Raw genomic sequence first — 20,376 nt, 5'->3', positions numbered from 1 at the left:
CTCGCCAGCCGCCAGCCGCCAGCCGTCGGCCACTGGATGCCCGGGCGCCCGCTGCACGAAGCAGCGACGCCCGGGCATCCGCACACCCAGAACCCTCACCAAGGAGCACCGTTGCCCGGCCTGATCGACATTCACTCGCACTTCATTCCCGACTGGTACGCCGACGAGGCCAGAGCCGCAGGCATCGTCGACAGCATCGATGGGATGCCCGGCTGGCCCGCCTGGAGCGAAGAGGCCCACCTCGCGCTGATGAACGAGAACGGCATCGAACGCTCGATGCTGTCGCTCTCGGCCCCCGGGGTGCACTTCGGCGACGATGAAGCGGCGGCAGATCTCGCACACCGAACGAACGACTTCGCGCTCGAACTGAAGGCGCGGCACCCCGACCGGTTCGGGGTTTTCGCTTCGCTGCCGATTCCGGCCGTCGACGCCTCGATCGCCGAGGCGGCGCGGGTGCTCGACGAACTCGGCGCAGACGGCATCGCCGTCAAGACGAACGCGCACGGCGTCTACCTGGCCGATGCCTCGCTCGAGCCGCTGTGGAGTGCGCTCGACGAACGATCGGCGGTGGTTTTCGTGCATCCCACGGCCTCGCCGGGCGCCGAGCACACCGCGTTCGGTCGCCCGTCGCCGATGCTCGAGTACCTCTTCGACACGACGCGTGCGTTCACCGATCTGGTGCTCTCGGGTGTTTTCGAGCGGTACCCGCGCATTCGCTGGGTGGCGCCGCACTCGGGCGGCTTGCTGCCGCTCATCGCCACGCGAGTCAGCCTGTTTCAGCAGATGTTCGGCCCGAAGCTGCCCGGCGTTCGGCCGAACGAGAGCACCGAGACTCTCGCAGAGCTGATGCCCAAGCTGTGGTTCGACCTCGCCGGTACGCCGTTGCCGGCCTCGGCTCCCGCGCTCATTCAGGCGGCAGGGCACGATCATCTGCTGTACGGCAGCGACTGGTGTTTCACCCCGCCGCCCGTGGTCGCGCAGCACATCGCGGGTCTCGACGCGGGCTGGGGCGACCTGACCGACGCGGGCTGGCGCGACCTCACCACGCGCAACGCAGAGGTACTCTTGGCACCGCCGACGACGAATGGGGAACAGCAGTCATGACCATCGCACTCACCAACACGAACGTGGTCGATGTGAAGACCGGCACGGTGGCGCGAGACGTCGCCGTGCTCATCGACGGCGATCGCATCGCGGCCATCACGACCGAGGTTCCCGCGGGCGCTCGCAGCATCGACACGGGCGGGGCGTTCGTCGTTCCCGGCTATAACGACATGCACGCTCACGCCCTCGAGCTCGCCGACCCGAGCGGGGCGCACGAGCTGATGCTCGCGTTCGGCATCACGGGCTACCGGCAGATGTCGGGCTCGGCGGCGCTGCTCGCCAAGCGTCAGGCCGGCGGTTTCGCCGAGTCGGCCAGCGCGCCGTCGCTGCTTCACCTGCCGGGCGAGCTGCTGACTCCGCTGAATGCTTCTACCGCCGCAGATGTTGCGGCCACCATCAGGGCGCAGCACGAGCAGGGTGCCGACTTCATCAAGATGGGGCTGGTGTCGGGCGAGATCTACCCCGCGGCGCAGGCCGAAGCCAACCGGGTCGGTATACCGCTCGGTGGTCACCTGCCCTCGACCACGATGGCCGAAGATGCGTCGAACGCGGGCATCCGGTTCATCGAGCACCTCGGGCCGGGCCTCGGGTTACTCGCGTCGTGCGCCACCAACGAAGACGCCATTCGGGCCGAGCTGGCCGCGGTGAAGGCGCCGAAGCTGCCGTCGGCAAAACTGCCGGGCATGGCTAAGCTCTTCTCGATCATTTTGGCCCGCATCGTCGTGAACCCGCAGCTGATGACCTCGGCCGAGACGGTGGGCATCATGCGCAAGGCTCTCGACTCGTACAGCGATGAGCGTGCCGAGGCTCTGGCGGCCCTGCTCGTGGCGAACGAAACCTGGCAGTGCCCCACGCTCATTCGAGAGAAGACGAACGAGCGCGGTGACGACGCGGGCTGGGCCGACGACGAGAACCTGCGATTCATGTCGCCGAAGACGCAGAAACTCTGGCACAAGACGGCGAAGCGCGCTTCTGCCCTGCCCGAGACGACCCGCAGCGTCTTTCACGACCTCTATGACGCGCAGAAGCGGCTCGCGCTCGTGCTCGCCAACGCCTCCGTTCCGCTGCTCGCGGGGAGCGATGTCACGGGTGCTTCGTGGGAGATTCCAGGGGCCAGCCTGCACCAAGAGTTCGACGAACTCGCCGCGGCCGGGCTCTCGCCGTTGCAGGTGCTGCAGGCCACGACCTCTGCGCCGGCGAGGTTCGTGGGGCGCACCGACTTCGGTGCGGTCGAAGTGGATGCCCGTGCCGACCTCGTGCTGCTCGGCGCCGACCCGACGCAGAACGTCAGCGCGCTGCACGCGATCGTAGGCGTCGTGCGCAACGGGGTACACCGTTCAGAGGCAGAGCTCACCGCTATTAAGGAGCGCATCGCGCTCACGCACGCGGCGGGCTGACGCGGCGCGGTGGCCTGACGCGGGGGGCCGAGCCGGCTGGCCCGCGCTGCCAGCCGCGCCCGCGCGGACAGCCATGCCAGAATCGCCGCACTTTCTCCGCCCCGCAATGTTCGGCAGAATGTAAGAGGGAATGCAACGCAAGGTCGCGTGCGGGGTGCACGAGGCGACTGAGCGCTCGACGCCGCGAACGAAGTACGTGGAGGGGGGTGGCGCGATGGCATCCGCAGGGCTCACGCCGCCGATTGCGCCTTTGGTGCGCATCGCCGAGTCAGCAACTGCTGACGGGCGAGTGGATGCCGCGGCCAACGCCTTCGCCGAGTTGGCGCTGCTCAGCCTGCGCCTGGGCCACTGGAACGAGGCAGACGCGTTCGCCAAACGCGCCGCGGCCATCGTCGACCCAAAGGCTGCTTCGACGGCGCCCTCGACCGCCCGCGCCGTGCGAGCCGCCACGGCGCTCGTTCCCGCCGCGCGCGGCGAACTCTCCACCGCGCTGATGGCGCTCGACGACATCGAACTGCCGGCGCGCGCCAGCTCGGGCCCGGGCTTGGGCTCCCGATCGGCCTTGCCCTCGGGCTCGGCCTCCGCCTCGGGCTCGGGCCCAGCCGCGAAGACCTCGCCCCGTTCTGCGCCCGAATCCCGGGCGAACCGGGCGCCTGTACAGACCAGCGTCATCGCCGACGCGCTCACGCTGCATGTGCGCCTGATCGTTCTCATCGGCCTCAATGACTGGTACGAACTGCAGCGCGTCACCGAGCGAGTCGACGGCACCCCGACCATCCGGTACTTTCAGCGCAGCGAATGGTTCGCGCTGAAGCTGCTCGCGGCATGGCACCTCAACGAAGTCGTGCCATCGAGCGCGCTGCTCGAGGAGTGGCGCGCGACCGTGAATACGTCGGACGACGCCTACTTTCACGCCTTCACCGGCCTGCTGCTCGGCCGAGACGGCAGGCACGTCGAAGCGCTCGCCGCCATACGCCGCGCCATCGAGAACCTCGGGCCGTCGTACGACCCGCTCGGCCGCAACTGGATCAGGCTGGTCGCTGCCAGCGCCCTGACCCGCCGCGGCGATTCGCCCGAAGAAGGGCTCGGGCTCTACCGCGAGGCGCGCGACGAGCTCGACAGGCTGGGCGCCCGCGTGTTCGTCGCCCGCACCGACTCGATCATGGCCACCTCGGTTCGCCGGCTCGGCAGTGCTGTCACCCGAAACCCGCTGATGACGCTCAGCCCGCACCAGCACCGCGTGGCGACGCTCGTGGCCGACGGTCACACCAACCGCGAAATCGCGCAGATGCTCGGCGTCACCACCAAAACCGTCGACTTTCACGTGGGAAACATCCTCGCGCGCCTCGGGCTCGAGAGTCGTCGTGACATCAGAAAACCTCATCCACCGCTCACACGAGTAGCGCTGGCGGCGAACCGGCCACTTGGTGGTCTGGGCGCCCGGCTGCCTGTCGGGTCGGCAACCGTCTGCCGGCGCGACCCGTGTGGCGAATGGATGCCCGCATCAGCTCGAAGGCAGCGCCTGCAGCACATCGGCTACGACCGTAGCCGCGTCTTTCGGGGTGAGGTAGAGCGGCGACACCGTCGAGAGCCAGTAGCCCGCCTCGGTGAAGACCTCCATGTCGCCGGTGGATGTTCCGCCGCCGTTCGCCACGTATCCCTCCACGCTGCCGGTGCCGAACGCGTCGGTGGGCGTCGACGACGCGCTCACTTTCGATTTCGCCTGGGCGAGTTCATCGGCGGTCGGTTTGGCGACGGCCACCACGAGCGTCGAGCCGTCTGAGCTGTCGCTGAATCCGCACGCGATGCCGCCGTAGCTGACGATCTGTGCGGGGTAGGTTCCGGCCGTGGGAGTGTAGCCCGCTATCGGCTTCAGGCCCGCTTTGAGAGTGGCCGCGACCTGCTCGGGCACGATCTCGTCGCAGGTGCCGATCGACGAGGCCGAGGTGGCCGTGCCGCTGCCGGCCGACTGTGCGGGCGTCGACGAAGCGGTGGCCGAGCTGGATGCGCTGGCCGAGGCCGAGGGTGTGGTTGCTGCCCCCGACGATGAGGTCGAGCATCCACTCAGCCCGAGAGTCAGCGCGGCCGCGAGGGCGGCGCCGCCGATCGTGAGGCCCCGAAGGGTGCGAGTGCTGTGTGTTTTCATGCGTGGATTCCCCCTGCTGTGAGTGCTGGTGTGCGCGGCTCTGCGCCGCGACGGCCGCCTGCGAGCGGCTGCCGAATCAGGTTCACATGGGGTCTGCCCTGGCGCACTAGTAGGCAGTACTAGTGGTTGCGTGTAGTGATCGCCCGGCCGCCGGGGGTGGCCGCCGTGCGCGTCAGAAGGTGGTGGTGCCGCGCAGACGGCGAGGGCGGCCGTCGGGGTCGACGCCGATGCGGTTGATGGGGGAGGCCCAGAGCGACTGAACGCGCGAAACGGGTTCGGGTGTGTGGTGGCGCAGGCGCCCTGTCGGCCGGGTGCCGCCGCCCGCCGCGTGCCAGGCATCGAGGGCGTCGGCGCTTGCCCTGAAGATGCTGAGGCCGTCTTCGGGGTTGTCGAGCCGGGCATCCGCTTCGCTGACGCCGAGGTGTTCGGCCCAGAGCTCACGCCGAAGGGCGCTGGCGAGACCGGTGTGGATGCCCGTGTCAGCTTCTCGGCCGGGTGCGTCGTTTGTGGCCGCCGACGTGTCGATCACGGCGCAGGTCAGCTCGCTGTCGGTCGTCCACGAGCGGCGGTTGAAGTTGTCGGAGCCGCAGGTGAACCACGTGTCGTCGACGATGCAGATCTTGGCGTGAATGTAGATGGGAGTTCCGGCCTCGTTCTCGAGGTCGAAGATGCCGACGCGGCCGGGCGCGGCGCGCTTCAGCATTCTGATGGCCTGCAGCTGACCGATGCGACTCGGGGGGCCTGCGAGGGGGCCGTCGGAGTCGGGGTAGCGCGGCACGACGATGACAACCTTCAGCGCGGGGTTCGCGGCGAGGGCGTCGACGATTCCGGCCGCGATCTCTCGCGACCACAGGTACTGATCTTCGATGTAGATGAGCGACCGAGCGCGCGCGAAAGCCTTGGCGTATGCTCGTGCGACGCTGCGCTCACCCTTCGGTGCGAACGGAAACGGCGGGCGAATCACCCCGTATGTGCGCAACAATTGCACGGCGTGGGGGCCCACCGCCGGTGGCGGCACGGCGGCTTCGGGCAGCGGCTTGGGGTGCCGGGGCATGTGGGCGAGACGCTGCATCAGCATGCGGTACGGGGTGCGCTTGTCGAGCGGATGCGGGTCGTTCCAGCGCTCAGCGAACACGGCGAGCAAGTCGGCGATGACGGGGCCGCGCAGTTCGAGGGCGGCATCGTGCCACGGGGGTGTCTTTCCGTACCGGGCATCCATCGACAGCGCTTGCGGATCGCCGTCGTGGTGGGCGTCGTCGCGGCGGCTGTGGCAGAGGTCGAGTCCGCCGACGAACGCGACATCGTGTGAGGGGTCGTCGCGGCGGCGAATGACGAAGAACTTCTGGTGGTGCGAGCCGAACAGCCGCACGCGCTGGTCGAGCAGCACCTCGCCGCCGGCGTCGTTGATCTGGCGGCCGAGCCGTTCGTTCGATTTGCCGCTGATGGGAGCCGAGATGCGCTCGCCGTGCGAACGCCAGATCAGCCCGCGCACTTCGACGCCCGAGCGGGCCAGGCCCGCGAGCAGATCGCCGATCGTAGGCCCTTCGGGCAGCATCCGCTCGTCTGCGTCGCCCCGCCAGTCGGTGAACCACACCCGGTCGCCCGGCTTCAGCGCGGTCAACTCGGCGTGCAGCCGGGCGAAGTACGGTGCGCCGTGAACGAGCGGCCGCACGAGGTTGCCCTCAGACCACGCCGCTTTGCCACTCTTACCCGAATGCACCTCGCTTGCCAGGTTTCCGCGTTCGGCGCGGCTCAAAAACCAGGCGCCGGGCTCGTGCTGGTTCGTCATTCAACGAAACCTACCCGAAGATGGCTCGGTCTGCTGGCGCTCGCCGCTCCGCTGCCTCCGCGCGCCGCTCGCGGTGGCGAGAGAACCCGAACGAGACGAGAGAACCCCGCCCACCACCTTCTCTCGTCTGCGCCGGCATCTCTGGCCGAAGTGACGGCGGCGCTGCTCGGCCGACGGTTCGATGCGGCAGATGAGCAGCCAGCCGAGCGTGCCGCGCAGCACGCCCGAGTGCGCAATGTGATTGGCGTCGAAGTGCCGCTGCCACGCGCCGAGGTCGGCGACGGTCTCGGCCGCGAAAACGATTGGGTCGAATCCGCTCTGGCGCGCCGCCACCGCGGGCGCCTGACGCAGTTCGACGAGCGTGTCGAGGCCCGGAACCTTCACGATGTAGGCGAACACCGTGCCGCCCGGCAGCACGTGGTCGAACTGCGGCAGTCGCTCGGCGCCGAGCGCGGCGTGCTACCAGGCGAGGCTGACGCACGTGAGGCGATCGCGCTCTCGAAGGAACGCCGATCTGCGTTCATCTCGGCGTCCGTGACCGGGAAAACAGATGTTCGTGGCGCTTGATCCGGTTGTGCATAGATTCCGGGAAGTCGAAAGTGTATGCAAGACGTTATCGGGAGAGCTGAGCAAATACTTTAGGCGATAATGTCTACGCTAACTCCAGGAGACGACTGTGAGCATCTACTTTGTCGGCACGGCCCCGGTGGCTGCTGAGGTCGATCACGTTCTGGCTGAATTGTCTCGAGGCAGACCGCCGGAGCTGTTGCGTGTCGATCTGAAAGAGGAACCCGGCCGACGCGCGCGCGGTGGGCGAGTTACCCCCGGTCAAACTCAAAACTAAAAGGCAGCCGACTACCTTGCGGGCGAGGTAGCCTGCGTGGCGAACACGCCGGGTGGCTTCTTTTCAGACGTGACACCGCAGAACATCATCACTCACCCCTCGGCAACTCGGAATCGCGCATTGGCCGATGCCTTAGCAAAACTCCGAGTTTCGGAACGTCAGGGCGTCGGAGTTGATCGCATGGTGGCAGACATGGTGAGACTTGGCAGAACGGCCCCGGAGATCTATCAGATAGACGGGCCGTACGTTCGCACCGTGCTTCTCGGAGGCGAAGTCGATGTTCCCTGGCTGAAGTTCCTCAACTCCATCAAGCCTTCAGACGTAGGAGGTGATCTAGACAGCATTCTGGCCCTTCGGTGCTCAGTCGAGCGTGGGTGGATCACCTCGGTCGAACTCGCGCCAGTTCTTCAAAAGACGGTGGGCGAGGCAGATTTTGTTCTCCGGCGTCTGACGCACAGTGAGACGGCAGATGGCGCAGTTCTCCGATTCGTCAGTGGATACCCCCTCGAAGATCCGCCTGTTTTCACGCCAGGCCCTGGCATTCGGGCCGCACTGGGAGAGCGACTGGCCTCGGTGTTCAACGTGCGCGGGCGCGAGAGAATTGCCCTCGAATGGGCGCGGTCGCGCGGAAGGGTGAGCAGCCCCGAGCTTGCCGATGTCGCGCAGGTTGCTGGCAATAACGCAAGCTCAATACTGAAGGGCCTGGTAACTGACGGAGCGCTGAAGCCATCGCGTGCCAGCGGGATGGGCCGCGGCCTCTACTATCTTCTTGCGGGAAAGGACGACGATGCGGAGCCCGATGACGTCGCCCGAAAACCGTCGGAGAGGGCATTCTGATGTCGATCAAGCACGAGGCCACATTCGAGACGGAGTTCTGCGAGTATCTCGCCGCACATGGGTGGGAGTACATGCCCGACGTTGACAACACCAACGACGACCTCGCCGCTGGCTGACACCGAGTCGCCTACCTTCTGATTCGGTCACAGTTTTATCCACCCGAGTTGAGCAGCAGTCAGCCTACGGATGTTCGAATCAAGGCCTACCGACGAGAGAAGTTCTGCAGCACAGTGTGATGACGGCCGCACGGTGGCCGCTTTATCGAAGGGAACCGCCATGACCGATTCTGACCTCTCCCCTGAGCCGGCGGGTTCTGGCCCGGCTGGATCTGACCCGGCTGGTTCCGACCAGGTGCGGCGTGCCGTACCGGTCGCCGTCGACATCGCCGGGCAGTGGGCCTGGCGCCTTCTCGCTGTGGCGGGCGTTCTGGCCGTGGCGTTCTATCTCATCGCCACGTTCAAAGAGATCGTGGTTGCGTTTCTCGTTGCGCTGCTGATTTCGGCACTGCTGGTGCCGTTCGTTCAGTTCTTGAGCAGACACCGCTGGCCGCGGTGGCTGGCGATCGTGGTGTCGCTGGTGGCCACGTTCGCCATTCTCGGCGCGCTGATTCTGCTCGTCGAGACGCAGGTTCGCGCGGGGTTGCCGTCGCTTGAAACGCAGTCGGTACAGGCCTACAACTCGTTCAAGAACTACCTCAGCACGTCACCGCTGCAGATCGACAGCTCGCAGTTCGACGGTTACCTCAATCAGATCGGCTCGGCCATCCAATCGCACAGCAGTCAACTGTTCAGCGGGGCGCTGACGGTGGGGTCGTCTGCGTTGCACATTCTCACCGGGGCCCTGTTGACGCTGTTCGCCACCATCTTTATCTTGATCGACGGCGCCGGAGTGTGGCGGTTCGTGACGCGGCTCTTTCCGCGTCGGGCGCGGCCGGCGATCGACGGCGCAGGTCACGCCGGCTGGCTGACGCTGACCACCTTCGTTCGGGTGCAGCTGCTGGTGGCGACGGTCGACGCAGTCGGTGTGGGGCTGTTCGCGTTCTTCCTCGGACTGCCGCTCGCCATTCCGATTGCCATCATCGTCTTCTTGGCGTCATTCATTCCCGTGGTCGGCGCCATTGCAACCGGCATCATTGCGGTCGCGGTCGCCCTCGTCTTCGTCGGGCCGGTTCAGGCCCTCATCATGCTCGGTGGCGTTCTGCTCGTGCACCTGCTCGAGGCGCATGTGCTCCAGCCGCTCGTCATGGGCTCGGCCGTGAAGGTGCACCCGCTCGCCGTGGTGTTCGCCGTCGCCGCGGGCACACTGCTGGCGGGCATCCCGGGCGCCCTCTTCGCCGTGCCGACCATCGCTGTGGTCAACGTGATGGTGAACTTCATTGCGAAGGGCACCTGGCGCTCGACCGCGCGTCAAGGGGGTGCGCAGGCTTCAGGGTCAGAACTAGCGTGAAATCATGCCTTCGATCTACACGCCCCAAGACCCTGTTCGCCAGTACCCGAACCCGCCCTTCCCCGCCCAGCAGCAGTCGGCTCCGGGCGACATCAGAAAGATGGATCCGGCTCCCGACCACGGCGAAACGAGCTACATCGGCTCGGGCCGGCTGGCCGGTCGAAAGGCGATTGTGACGGGTGCAGACTCGGGCATCGGCCGAGCCGTCGCCATTGCTTACGCCCGTGAAGGCGCCGACGTGGCACTCTCGTATCTGGCCGAAGAACACGAGCAGGCCAAAGAAGTGGCTGCTCTCGTCGAGGCGGCCGGCCAGCGCGCACTGCTCTTTCCCGGCGATCTGCAAGACGAGACAGTGGATGCCGCACTCGTCGCCAAGACGGTCGAGTCGTTCGGCGGGGTCGACATTCTCGCCATCATCGCCGGCACCATGCCCACCGTCGACAGCATCGACGACTTCGAGACCGAAACGCTCGATCACGTGCTGAAGACGAACATCTACCCGCTGTTCTGGCTGACCAAGGCGGCGTCACCGCACCTGAAGCCCGGGGCCGCCATCGTGACCTGCTCGAGCATTCAGGGCTTTCAGCCGTCGCCGGCGCTCGCGGAATACGCGGTATCGAAAGCTGGCATTGCCAACTGGACCAGGGCGATGGCTCAGCAGCTCGCCGAGCGCGGTATTCGCGTCAACGGCGTCGCGCCCGGCCCCGTGTGGACACCGCTTCAGCCCGCGTTCGTGCCCAACGAGAAGATCGAGTCGTTCGGCAGCGAATCGGCCTACGGTCGCCCCGGCCAGCCCGTAGAACTCGCGCCGCCCTTCGTCTTGCTCGCCTCCCAAGAGGCCAGCTACATCAGCGGCGAAACCATTGCGGTGACCGGGGGCACTCCGGTGCACTGACCTGCGCCATTCCGCGAGCGGAGCGGCCTGCTCCGGCTATTCGGGTGCGTGACCCTCGGCGAGCAGGGCCGTGAAGACCTGGCTGAGCGGGGCGGCGAGTTCTGTGGCCGTCGCCGAAGCGACCGGCTGCACGGCGGCCGAGGTGCGCAGCATCACCACACCGAGCATCATCGAGATGGCGAGTTGGGCGCGCAGCAGAAGCGGGGCAGTTGCGGCGTCGTCGGCATGCCAGCCGGCGGCCGTGGCGAGTCGCTCGGTGAAGTGCTCCATGGTCTTGCGGCGAATGCGGTCAGCGTTCTCGTCGCCCGACGAGCGCAAGAGCAGCAGCAGTTGCAGAGGGTCGTCGCCGTTCGGTGAGTCGACCGCGTGCGAGACGAGCCGTTCGATCACCTCTGCGATACCGGATGCCCGTGCCTCGGTCTGCGTGTCGAGTTCGTCTGACGTGCGCATCATGCACGCCTCGAAAAGGCCCTCCTTCGACATGAAGTAGCGGTTGATCAGGGCGACGTTCACGCCGGCATCCGCTGCGATCTGCCGCACCGTGGTGGCGCGGTAGCCGTCGGTGGCGAAGCGGCGCCGGGCCGCGCGTACGAGGGCGCGCTGCGTGACCACGGCGTCTCGGCCTGAGCGCGTCAGCTCGGCGTCGGCACGGGCATCCACCTCTGTCACGCCTGCCGCCGCTCGTGCTGCGGCCTCGTCTGCCTCGAGCACGGCCCGGCTCGTGCCCGGAGTTTGGTCGGCCATGACTCAGTGCCCAGCTGCGGCGACCTCGTCGGGCAGGTCGTCGACTCCCGAGGCCACGGCCTCTTGCCGCAGTCTGCGCATAGAGGGAGCGGCGAGAGCGGCGAGAATAGCGGCCACTCCGACGAAGGCGCATACCCAGAAGCCCACCGTGAAAGCGTTGTCGGTCGGCACGCCCTGCGCGGTCGTGTTCGCGGTGATGATCGCTGCGATGACGGCCGTTCCGACGCTCGAGCCGATGGTTCGGGCGATGGTGTTCGCGCTGATCGCCTCACCCGTTTGCGTGGCCGGCACGCTCTCGATGATGGCGTTCGACATGGCCGAGAGGGCCAGGCCGATGCCGGCGCCGGTGAGGATGCCCGAGACGACGATCTGCCAGAGCTGGTCGTGTGCCACCGCAGGAATGATGAAGGCGATCGTGACGAAGACGCCGCCGAGCAGCATGGGGAGTTTCGGGCCGAATCGCTTCACCATGACGCCGGCGAGCGGCGCGAAGACGATCATCGCTGCCACGGTCGGCAGCAAGAACAGGCCGGCGCTCGAGACCGATTCGCCGAATCCGTAGCCGAGAGCCGACGGCAGCTGCAGTAGGGTCGGCACGAGCACGAAGGTGCCGAACATCGCGAAACCGAAGATCAGAGCCACGATGTGGGCTGTCCACACACCGCGGTGCTTGAACAGGCGCACATCGATCAGGGGGTCATTGACCCGCAGCTCGACGAGGGTGAACACGATCAGGGCGATGCCGCCGAGAATGAGCAGGCCCACGGTGTTGAACGAGCCCCAGCCCCAGGTTTCGCCTTCGCTGATGGCGAGCAGAATCGACACCAGGCCGATGGCGAGAATCGCGGTTCCAACCAGGTCGATGCGGCCGGGCGTGCGCACGGGCGACTCGGGCACGCCCACGATGGTGCCGACGAGGGCGATCACAATGAGAATCGCCGGCAGCCAGAACAGCCAGTGCCAGTCGAGCGACTGCACGATGGGCCCGGCGGCGACGATGCCCACACCGGCTCCGATGCCGAAGATCGCCGAGAGCAGACCGATGGTGACGCTCACGCGCTCACGCGGCAGCTCATCGCGAACGATGCCGATCGAGAGCGGCAGCACTGCGCCGGCCGCGCCCTGCAGCGCACGAGCGACAATCAGAACGCCGAGGTTCGGGGCCAGCGCGGCAAGCACCGTGCCCACGAGCAGCAACGCGAGAACCACGATCATGATGCGGCGCTTGCCGAGCATGTCGCCGAGCTTGCCGAAAATAGGCGTCAGAACCGATGCCGAGAGAAGGTATGCCGTCAGAATCCAGCTCACATCGGCCGTCGACACGTTCAGGTCGTGTCCGACGGTGGCCAGTGCCGGCGCGACGAGTGACTGCAGCACCGAATACGAGAGGCCGCCGAGCGACAGGAACAGGATGATCGCGGTGCTGTTAGGCCGCCGCCCTTTACCCTTGGCGGTCGTTGACGGAGCGGTGCCGGTAGCCGCAGTGCCGCTAGCCGCGGTGCCCGATGCCGGCACCTGAGAAGTCTGAGACATGTCTCTCCACAGTCGATGTAAACGTTTGCTGACTCCGCTACTGTAGCGCGACTCGGCCTCAAGTCAATACCTGTTTACATACCGAGTAGGTGCTGGCGAGCGCTATGGTGAGCGGTGCGAGGCACCGCTCGAGACTTGCTCGTAGCCCAGGGTGCGGGTTTCTGATGCCTGCGGCAAGATCTATCTGATTGGAATGCATCATGATCGTCAATTCGCCGTCTTCCGCGCCTGACTTCCCGTTCGACGACACGCAAGACTTTATCGATGTACGGCGTGGCTTTCTCGGCACGCTCGACTCGAGCAAGATTTTGAACGCAAGCGGCGATGTGATTTGGAACGCTGACGCGTACACGTTCGTCACTGGCGAAGCCGCAGCTACGGTGCATCCGAGTTTGTGGCGGCAGTCGCAGCTCGTCGCAGCTCATGGCCTCTTTGAGGTCGTTCCCGGTATCTATCAGGGTCGCGGGTTCGACTTGTCGAACATCACGTTCGTTGAAAGCGACAACGGAGTCATTGTCATCGACCCGCTCATCTCCACGGAGACGGCGGCCGCCGCGCTCGAGCTCTACCGCGAGCATCGCGGCGACCGTGCCGTGGTCGCGGTGATCTACACCCACTCGCACGCCGACCACTTCGGTGGCGTCAAGGGTGTCACCACCCAAGCAGAGGTCGACGCCGGAACGGTCGCGATCTATGCTCCTGACGGTTTCATGCAGCACGCGATCGAAGAGAACCTGTTCGCCGGAACGGCGATGAGCCGTCGGGCGAACTACATGTATGGCGTCGCACTGCCAATCAGCGCCACCGGCGGCGTCGGCGCGGGCCTCGGCCAAACCACCTCCAGAGGCACTGTCAGTCTCATCGCCCCAACGGTGAACATCTCCATCACCGGAGAAACGCACGTCATCGACGGTGTTCGGGTCGAATTTCAGATGGCACCCGGTACCGAAGCACCCTCTGAAATGCATTTTCTCTTTCCCGATTACCGGGCCCTATGCATGGCAGAGAACGCCACCCACACACTGCACAACCTCCTCACCCTGCGCGGCGCGGTCGTTCGTGACCCGCACATCTGGTCGCACTACCTGACCGAGGCCATTGCCAGGTACACCGACCACGCCGATGTCGCTTTCGCCTCACATCACTGGCCTACCTGGGGCAAAGCCAACATCGTCGAATTTCTCTCCACCCAACGAGACCTGTACGCCTACCTGCACGACCAGACGCTTCGGATGATCAACCAAGGTTTTACTGGGTCAGAAATCGCCGAGACGCTGCAGCTGCCTCCAGCGCTGACGTCGAAGTGGCACACCCACGGCTACTACGGCTCGGTCAGCCATAACGTCAAGGCGATTTACCAGCGATACATGGGCTGGTACGACGGCAACCCGGCGAGGCTGTGGCAGCACACCCCTGTTGATGCGGCCGTTCGGTATGTCGAATATATGGGCGGCGCCGATAGCATCGTCGCCAAGGCGCAAGTGTCTTATGACGCTGGAGACTATCGGTGGGTTGCCGAAGTACTCGATCATGTCGTCTTCGCCGAACCCGACCACGCGGCTGGCAAGGCTCTGCTCGCAGACACGCTGGAGCAGCTCGGTTTCGGTAGTGAGAACGGCACCTGGCGGTCTGTCTACCTCTCCGGCGCGATGGAACTTCGCACCGGCAACTTCGGCAGCGTTCAATCCACTGTCTCCGAAGACATTCTGAAGAGTCTCAGCATCACCCAGTTCTTCGACGCGTTCGCAATTCAGATCGACGGCCCGAAGGCTTGGCACATCGACAGCTCGATCTCCTGGAACTTCACCGACACGGGCGAGACATATCGCACGACGCTGAAAAACGGTGTGCTCGTCTACGTCGCGAACTCAGCACTACCGAGCGATCTCACCCTGACCTTGCCGCACGCCGCCATTCTCGCCCTCGCTGCCGGCTCCATCGAGGCCGCGAAGCAGGCCGGTCTCACCACGGCGGGCGACGAAACGGCTCTCACCAGTGTCTTTGCAGTTCTCTCGCCCGGCGACCCGGCCTTCAATATCGTCACCCCCTGATCCCGACGCTCTCGTCGGGAATGGAGCATGCCCGCGCAAGGGCTTTCGCGGGCTTGCTGCGATGTGCTGCACTTGTTCAGACGAAAGGCAGAACCCATGGGGTCAAATCAGTATCACGAGCCACCCGAAGAACTCAGCGCCGAGACGCGAACGTTCGCCCGCATGTGCGCGGGGCTCAGCGAAGAGGCGGAGGCGATCGGCTGGTACGTGCAGCGCATCTCGGTCGAGCCCGACGAGCAGGCGAAGGCGATCATGGAAGATTCGCTGGGTGAAGAATTCAAGCACTTCAGCATGGAGCTGGAATTCTTGCTGCGCAAGACGCCGAAGTGGCGCGAGATCGCCCAGGGCATTCTTTTCACCGAGGGAGACATCGTCGATCACGGCGAGGCCGCCGAGGAGGCGGCAAGCTGATGAGCGACGAGAAGAGCACACCCTACGACGCGATCGGCGAGGTCGCCAGCTTCACCGTCACCAGCACCGACGTCACAGACGGCGAAGAACTGCCTACGGCTCAGGTGAGCGGTATCTTCGGTGCGGGCGGCAGCGACACGAGCCCGCAGCTGCGCTGGAGCGGATTTCCGGCCGAGACCAAGAGCTTCGCCATCACCATGTATGACCCGGCGGCACCAACGGGGGCCGGGTTCTGGCACTGGGCCGTGGCCGACATTCCGGCGTCGGTCTCGTCGCTGGAGTCCGGAGCGGGAGATGACACGGGGTCGGGGTTGCCGGCCGGCGCTGTTCAGCTCAAGAACGACGCAGGGCTGGCCCGGTATCTCGGGGCCGCGCCACCGGCAGGGCACGGTAATCACCCGTACCACATCGGCATCCACGCGCTCGATGTGGAGTCGCTCGGCCTCGACGCTGACGCGACACCGGCGTTTCTCGGCTTCAGCATGTTCGGTCACACGCTGGCGCGTGCAGTGATCACTCCGTGGTTCGAGGCCTGACGCGCCTCGAGTCTCGATGCGTCGAGCTTAGCCGAGCGTCCCGCGCATGCCAAGATAGACGATATAGCGTAGCGCGGCACCGCGGCCGCGAGCTATCGGGATGGCCGGAATCACCGGCTGACCGGGCATCGAAGAGGCTGTCACCATGAAGATCATCACCATTGAAGAGCATTACTCAGACCCCGCCGTTCGGGCGGCATCTGACGACCCGACGGCGGCGGCCCGCCATGACACCACGGGCATCGACCCGTCGGTGAAGATCTCGTACACACCGAGCAATGACGAGCTCACCGATCTGGGTGAGGGGCGGCTGGTCGCCATGGATAGCGGCAACATCGCGATGCAGGTGCTGTCGTCTCAGTCGGTTCAGCGGGTTCCGGCTTCGGTCGCGGTCGAGGTGGTTCGGGCGACGAACGACAAGCTGGCCGCGGCGATTGCCGAGCATCCTGATCGCTTCGCCGGGTTTGCGGCGTTGCCGACGACCGTGCCCGATGCTGCTGCCGATGAGCTCGAGCGCGGCGTCGGCGAACTCGGTTTCGTGGGCGCGATGATCATGGGCCGCACGAATGACCAGTTTCTCGACGAGGCTCGGTTCGACGTGATTCTGAAGCGGCTGGCGAAGCTCGATGTTCCGCTGTATCTGCACCCCGGGTTGCCGCCGACGGCGACCATCGCCGAGAACTACTCTGGCTTCGCGCCGCTCGTCTCGGCGCGCCTCGGCACGGCGGCCTGGGGCTGGCACAGCGAGACGGGAGTGCACTTTATTCGCCTCGTGCTTTCGGGCGTGCTCGACCGCTACCCGAAACTGCAGGTCATTCTCGGGCACTGGGGAGAGATGGTGCCATTCTTCATCGAGCGGCTCGATGAAGCTTTACCGCGGGCTGTGACGCACCTCGACCGAACCTTCGCCGAATATATGCGTGAGAACGTATATGTCACACCGAGCGGAATGTTCACCCAGGCGAACCTCCAATACGTCATCGAGATGATGGAGGCTTCGCGCATCATGTACTCGGTCGACTACCCGTTCGTTGGCAACGACGAGGCCGAACCGTTTCTGCTGGCGGCGAGGCTGACGGATGCCCAGCGCGAGGCCATTGCGCATGGCACGGCCGAACGGCTCTTCAGGCTCTAGCTATTTTTGCGCTACTGCGTGTGCAGGCGAGCGATCAGCACGTCGAACATCTCGACGTCTGAGGCGTCGGTTGCCCCGAGGGTCGGTGCGAGTCGGTACAGAATCGCGCCGAACAGCAGCTGCGCCAACGCGTGCGGCGAGAGCTCGCCGGCGAGCGGTGTTTCTCGGCCGGCGCCGCCCGCCCACTCGATGAGCGCCGCCTCGATGGGGTCGCCGAGGTGCGCTCTGAGCTGCGCGGCGATCTCGGGGTCTTCGTATGCCGCAGCAACAAGCCCGCGCAGCAGCGCTGCGTTCTCATCGACGTAGCCGAGCACCGCCCGAAACCATTCGCTCGCGCTCGTGTGAATTTCTGAAGCAGATGTTTCGTCGACGGCGGGCAGCACTTCGCCGCCGAGCACGCACTCCGCGAGAATGGCGTTCTTCGACTGCCACCACCGGTAGATGGTGGGCTTGCCCACGTGTGCCCGTGCCGCGATCTTCTCGATGGTCACGTGGGTGAATCCCGATTCGGTGACCAGTTCGCGGGTCGCCTGAAGCACGGCGTCGCGCGATTTCTCGCTGCGTTTGCGTCCGAGCTTCTCCACGTGACGAGCGTACCTCACAGCCAATTGCCATATTACGTTACGTACCGTTTTGTTATAGTCGCAGAGACGATGCCGTCCGTTCGTAGTGCTGGGCAGCATCCGTTGGCCTGGTGTGCGAGCGGATGCTCACCGAACCGCGATCACATCTCATCGAGAGGCACCTCATGGCCACGCTCTTACAACGTCTCGGGCTGTTCTCGGCCAAACGGGCCTGGATCGTGATTGCTGTTTGGGTAGTGATTCTCGCGGGCGTCGCCACGGCGTTCGCGACGGTGGGCGGCTCGCTGTCGAGCACGTTCTCGATTTCGGGTACGCCCGCGCAAGACGTGGCCGATCAACTGCAGGCATCGCTGCCCGAGGCAGATCGCGGCACCGGGCAGGTGGTGTTCAGTACCTCGAATGGTTCGGCGTTCACCGCCGAGCAGCAGACCGACATAGGCACGGCGCTCGATGCCGCGGCTAAGACTCCGGGCGTCTCGTCGACGCTCAACCCGTTCGACACCGAGGCTCAGCGCGCTGCTTCTGCCCAGAAGCTGACGGATGCCCAGGCCCAGCTTCAGGCCGCCGCGGGCCAGCTCGACCCGGCCACCCTCGCAGCGCAACAGCAGCAGATCGCCGACGGGCAGCGATTGCTGGCAGCCGCGTCGAAGATTCAGACCGTTTCGACCGACGGTTCGACGGCGGTGGCGACCGTCGTGTTCAACAAGGCGACTGTCGATGTGACTCCAGACGATAAACAAGCCGCCGTCGACGCGATCAATGCCACCTCGCTGCCGGGGGTCGACGTCAACTACTCGGCCGATATGTCGGCGGTGAGTGTTGGCCTGAGTGCCGGCGAGGTCGTGGGTGTTCTCATTGCGGCCATCGTGCTGTTCATCATGCTCGGGTCGCTCATCGCAGCCGGGCTACCGCTGCTGTCGTCGTTCGTCGGCGTGGGGGTCGGCGCGCTCGGCGTCTTGTCGTTCTCCGGAGTCGTGGCCATGTCGTCGGCGACGGTGACATTGGGGTTGATGCTCGGGCTGGCGGTGGGTATCGACTACTCGCTATTCATTCTGAACCGGCACCGACGGCAGTTGCGGGCCGGGGTTCCGGTGCGCGAGTCGATCGGTCTGGCCAACGGAACCTCGGGCAACGCCGTGATGTTCGCCGGCATCACGGTGATCATTGCGCTGGTGGCCCTCAACGTGACGGGCATCGGATTCTTGGGGCTGATGGGTTCGGCGGGCGCGGTGTGTGTGGGCGTCGCTGTGCTGATTGCGCTGACGCTGACTCCGGCGTTGATGTCGCTGGCCGGCCTTCGGGTGCTGCCGAAGAAAGAGCGGGCGGCGGTGGCTGCTCGGTTGGCTGGGGCGTCGGTGGCCGGCGGTTCTGCGGAGCCTTCGGGTGAGCACGCGGCGGTGGGGGCGGGCGAGCATCCGGTGCCGCATGCTGCGGGGCACGCTGTTGAGCGTGCGGACGGGCATGCTGCTGGGAGAGGGGCCGGACATGACGCTGAGCATGCTGCCGGGCACGCTGAGCATGTGAAGACCAAGGCGAAGAAAGAGGGCAGTCTCGCCACGCGGCACCCCGTTCTCGTTCTCGTGACGGGCGTCATCGTGCTGCTCATTGTTGCAATACCCGCGCTGTCAATGCGCTTGGCGCTGCCCGACGGTCGGTCACAACCGTCCGATTCGACAGAGTACAAGGCCTACTCGCAAATCGACGACGCTTTTGGCGCCGGGATGAACGGGGCGATCATCGTCGTTGCGAATCTGCCCGAGGTGGCCGACGCCGCCGCGCTCACGCACCTCGAAGCGAACATCGCCGACGAACTGCTGACGGTGAACAACGTCGTGGCTGCGGCCCCCGGTGGCGCGTCGGCCGACAACCGTACGGTGATCTTTCAGGTCATTCCGGCCGAGGGTCCGTCGGCGGCGAGCACCGAGCAGGTCGTGAAAGACCTACGCAATCTGTCGCCCACCATCGAGCAACAGCAAGGCGTGCGCATCGGGGTGACCGGGTTGACGGCCATCAACATCGACATTTCGGCGAAGCTCGGCTCGGCTCTGCCGCCGTACCTGATCATCGTGCTCGGGCTTTCGATTCTGCTGCTGATCTTGGTGTTCAGGTCGATTGCGGTTCCGTTGCTCGCTACGGGCGGATTTTTGCTGACCGTGCTGGCGACGCTCGGCGCCGTGACCGCGGTCTACCAGTGGGGCTGGCTCGGCTTTCTCTTCGGCATTCACGACCCGGGGCCGATTCTGAGCTTCTTGCCGACTCTGCTGATCGGCATCATCTTCGGTCTGGCGATGGATTACCAACTCTTCATCGCCTCGGGCATGCGTGAGGCTCACGTGCATGGTCTGCCGGCTCGCAAGGCGGTGAATGAGGGTCTGCGCGCCGCGCGCTCGGTGGTGACTGCTGCCGGAATCATCATGATCTCGGTGTTCGGCGGATTCATCTTCGGTGACCTCGTCGAGGCGCAGATCATCGGTTTCGGGTTGGCCATCGGCGTGCTCGTCGACGCCTTCGCGGTGCGGCTGTTGCTCGTGCCAGCGGCGATGTACCTGCTCGGTGAGAAGGCGTGGTGGATTCCGCGGTGGCTCGATCGCATTACGCCCGACGTCGATGTGGAGGGGGCGAAGCTCGAGCGGTTCGGTGCGGGTGCGGGTGCTGGTGCTGGTGCTGGTGCGGGTGCTGGTTCGGGTTCGGGTTCGGGTGCTGGTTCGGGTTCGGGTTCGGGTTCGGGGTTGGGTGGCACGGATGCCGCCGGCCTGGGTGGCGCGGGTGACTCGGACGATCCGCGGGAGCTGGTCGACGGCGCGGTGGGCGGTTCGCGCTAGTCGCTTTTTCGCCAGCGATCCGCGGCGGCCGCGACGCTCGGTTTAGCCGAGCGCGCGGTCGAACGGCCGACCGGTGTGTTGTCTTGTTCTCCACAATCGTGG

The 20,376-nt window shown here is 65.7% G+C and carries 17 protein-coding genes; 12 read left to right on the top strand and 5 right to left on the bottom strand.

All coding sequences use genetic code 11. The annotated features are described in order from the left end of the window. The first annotated feature begins 111 nt into the window (after positions 1-111). From IEX24_RS07620 to IEX24_RS07605, 4 genes are all read left to right on the top strand, one after another. The gene (locus IEX24_RS07620) at positions 112-1,104 is read left to right on the top strand and encodes an amidohydrolase family protein (RefSeq protein WP_203585868.1); all 993 of its coding nucleotides are present in this window, start codon (positions 112-114) and stop codon (positions 1,102-1,104) included. After that, positions 1,101-2,501 (top strand): amidohydrolase family protein, encoded by a 1,401-nt coding sequence (locus IEX24_RS07615; RefSeq protein WP_188676101.1) that lies wholly within the window; start codon positions 1,101-1,103, stop codon positions 2,499-2,501. The genes IEX24_RS07620 and IEX24_RS07615 overlap by 4 nt, the downstream gene beginning before the upstream one ends. A gap of 130 nt (positions 2,502-2,631) precedes the next feature. Further along, complete coding sequence (locus tag IEX24_RS07610) at positions 2,632-4,284, top strand: helix-turn-helix transcriptional regulator (protein ID WP_188676089.1); 1,653 nt, start codon at positions 2,632-2,634, stop codon at positions 4,282-4,284. Positions 4,285-4,390: 106 nt separating this feature from the next. After that, on the top strand, positions 4,391-4,669 hold the full coding sequence (locus IEX24_RS07605; protein ID WP_188676086.1) for a hypothetical protein: 279 nt from the start codon (positions 4,391-4,393) through the stop codon (positions 4,667-4,669). Positions 4,670-4,819: 150 nt separating this feature from the next. Here IEX24_RS07605 and IEX24_RS07600 read toward each other — a convergent pair whose 3' ends face one another. Next, positions 4,820-6,436: a phospholipase D family protein gene (locus IEX24_RS07600; protein ID WP_188676083.1), complete on the bottom strand. Its 1,617-nt coding sequence runs from the start codon at positions 6,434-6,436 to the stop codon at positions 4,820-4,822. Beyond that, a complete protein-coding gene (locus IEX24_RS07595; protein WP_188676080.1) occupies positions 6,437-6,853 on the bottom strand; it encodes a hypothetical protein in 417 nt (138 codons plus the stop codon). A 463-nt stretch (positions 6,854-7,316) separates the two neighbouring features. Here IEX24_RS07595 and IEX24_RS07590 point away from each other — a divergent pair, with 463 nt between their 5' ends. From IEX24_RS07590 to IEX24_RS07580, 3 genes are all read left to right on the top strand, one after another. Beyond that, positions 7,317-8,117 carry an ATP-binding protein gene (locus IEX24_RS07590; protein ID WP_188676077.1) on the top strand — a complete coding sequence of 267 codons (801 nt, stop codon included), beginning with the start codon at positions 7,317-7,319 and terminating at the stop codon, positions 8,115-8,117. Positions 8,118-8,393: 276 nt separating this feature from the next. Next, entirely contained in the window at positions 8,394-9,563 is a 1,170-nt protein-coding gene (locus IEX24_RS07585) for an AI-2E family transporter (RefSeq protein WP_188676074.1), read from the top strand. A 4-nt stretch (positions 9,564-9,567) separates the two neighbouring features. Beyond that, complete coding sequence (locus IEX24_RS07580) at positions 9,568-10,458, top strand: SDR family oxidoreductase (RefSeq protein ID WP_188676070.1); 891 nt, start codon at positions 9,568-9,570, stop codon at positions 10,456-10,458. A gap of 36 nt (positions 10,459-10,494) precedes the next feature. Here IEX24_RS07580 and IEX24_RS07575 read toward each other — a convergent pair whose 3' ends face one another. Further along, entirely contained in the window at positions 10,495-11,202 is a 708-nt protein-coding gene (locus tag IEX24_RS07575) for a TetR/AcrR family transcriptional regulator (RefSeq protein WP_188676067.1), read from the bottom strand. Positions 11,203-11,205: 3 nt separating this feature from the next. Next, the gene (locus IEX24_RS07570; protein WP_188676064.1) at positions 11,206-12,735 is read right to left on the bottom strand and encodes an MFS transporter; all 1,530 of its coding nucleotides are present in this window, start codon (positions 12,733-12,735) and stop codon (positions 11,206-11,208) included. A gap of 200 nt (positions 12,736-12,935) precedes the next feature. On the opposite strand from IEX24_RS07570, the gene IEX24_RS07565 reads away from it, so the two are divergent. The 4 genes from IEX24_RS07565 (at position 12,936) to IEX24_RS07550 (ending at position 16,868) form a co-directional block, all read left to right on the top strand. Beyond that, positions 12,936-14,786, top strand: coding sequence for an alkyl/aryl-sulfatase (locus IEX24_RS07565; RefSeq protein ID WP_188676061.1), 1,851 nt, complete (start codon positions 12,936-12,938; stop codon positions 14,784-14,786). A 96-nt stretch (positions 14,787-14,882) separates the two neighbouring features. Beyond that, positions 14,883-15,197: a ferritin family protein gene (locus IEX24_RS07560; RefSeq protein ID WP_188676058.1), complete on the top strand. Its 315-nt coding sequence runs from the start codon at positions 14,883-14,885 to the stop codon at positions 15,195-15,197. Beyond that, on the top strand, positions 15,197-15,733 hold the full coding sequence (locus tag IEX24_RS07555; protein ID WP_188676055.1) for a YbhB/YbcL family Raf kinase inhibitor-like protein: 537 nt from the start codon (positions 15,197-15,199) through the stop codon (positions 15,731-15,733). The genes IEX24_RS07560 and IEX24_RS07555 overlap by 1 nt, the downstream gene beginning before the upstream one ends. A gap of 145 nt (positions 15,734-15,878) precedes the next feature. Then, positions 15,879-16,868, top strand: a complete 990-nt coding sequence (locus IEX24_RS07550) for an amidohydrolase family protein (RefSeq protein ID WP_188676052.1) — start codon at positions 15,879-15,881, stop codon at positions 16,866-16,868. An 11-nt stretch (positions 16,869-16,879) separates the two neighbouring features. On the opposite strand, the gene IEX24_RS07545 is transcribed toward IEX24_RS07550, so the two are convergent. After that, a complete protein-coding gene (locus IEX24_RS07545) occupies positions 16,880-17,452 on the bottom strand; it encodes a TetR/AcrR family transcriptional regulator (protein ID WP_188676050.1) in 573 nt (190 codons plus the stop codon). Between the two features lie 164 nt (positions 17,453-17,616). On the opposite strand from IEX24_RS07545, the gene IEX24_RS07540 reads away from it, so the two are divergent. Beyond that, positions 17,617-20,274 (top strand): MMPL family transporter, encoded by a 2,658-nt coding sequence (locus tag IEX24_RS07540; RefSeq protein WP_203585869.1) that lies wholly within the window; start codon positions 17,617-17,619, stop codon positions 20,272-20,274. The last annotated feature ends 102 nt before the right edge of the window (positions 20,275-20,376 follow it).

The organism is Subtercola lobariae, assembly GCF_014640255.1.
Classification (GTDB): Bacteria; Actinomycetota; Actinomycetes; order Actinomycetales; family Microbacteriaceae; genus Subtercola; species Subtercola lobariae.
The sequence above is the reverse complement of the archived record's forward strand: the minus strand, read 5'-3'. Positions and strand labels throughout refer to the sequence as shown.

Bases quoted from the DNA above. Each gene is read 5' to 3' on its own strand.
- IEX24_RS07615 (WP_188676101.1), top strand. From the start codon at position 1,101: ATGACCATCGCACTCACCAACACGAACGTGGTCGATGTGAAGACCGGC.
- IEX24_RS07610 (WP_188676089.1), top strand. From the start codon at position 2,632: ATGCAACGCAAGGTCGCGTGCGGGGTGCACGAGGCGACTGAGCGCTCG.
- IEX24_RS07600 (WP_188676083.1), bottom strand. From the start codon at position 6,436: ATGACGAACCAGCACGAGCCCGGCGCCTGGTTTTTGAGCCGCGCCGAA.
- IEX24_RS07585 (WP_188676074.1), top strand. From the start codon at position 8,394: ATGACCGATTCTGACCTCTCCCCTGAGCCGGCGGGTTCTGGCCCGGCT.
- IEX24_RS07580 (WP_188676070.1), top strand. From the start codon at position 9,568: ATGCCTTCGATCTACACGCCCCAAGACCCTGTTCGCCAGTACCCGAAC.
- IEX24_RS07575 (WP_188676067.1), bottom strand. From the start codon at position 11,202: ATGGCCGACCAAACTCCGGGCACGAGCCGGGCCGTGCTCGAGGCAGAC.
- IEX24_RS07570 (WP_188676064.1), bottom strand. From the start codon at position 12,735: ATGTCTCAGACTTCTCAGGTGCCGGCATCGGGCACCGCGGCTAGCGGC.
- IEX24_RS07565 (WP_188676061.1), top strand. From the start codon at position 12,936: ATGATCGTCAATTCGCCGTCTTCCGCGCCTGACTTCCCGTTCGACGAC.
- IEX24_RS07560 (WP_188676058.1), top strand. From the start codon at position 14,883: ATGGGGTCAAATCAGTATCACGAGCCACCCGAAGAACTCAGCGCCGAG.
- IEX24_RS07555 (WP_188676055.1), top strand. From the start codon at position 15,197: ATGAGCGACGAGAAGAGCACACCCTACGACGCGATCGGCGAGGTCGCC.
- IEX24_RS07550 (WP_188676052.1), top strand. From the start codon at position 15,879: ATGAAGATCATCACCATTGAAGAGCATTACTCAGACCCCGCCGTTCGG.
- IEX24_RS07540 (WP_203585869.1), top strand. From the start codon at position 17,617: ATGGCCACGCTCTTACAACGTCTCGGGCTGTTCTCGGCCAAACGGGCC.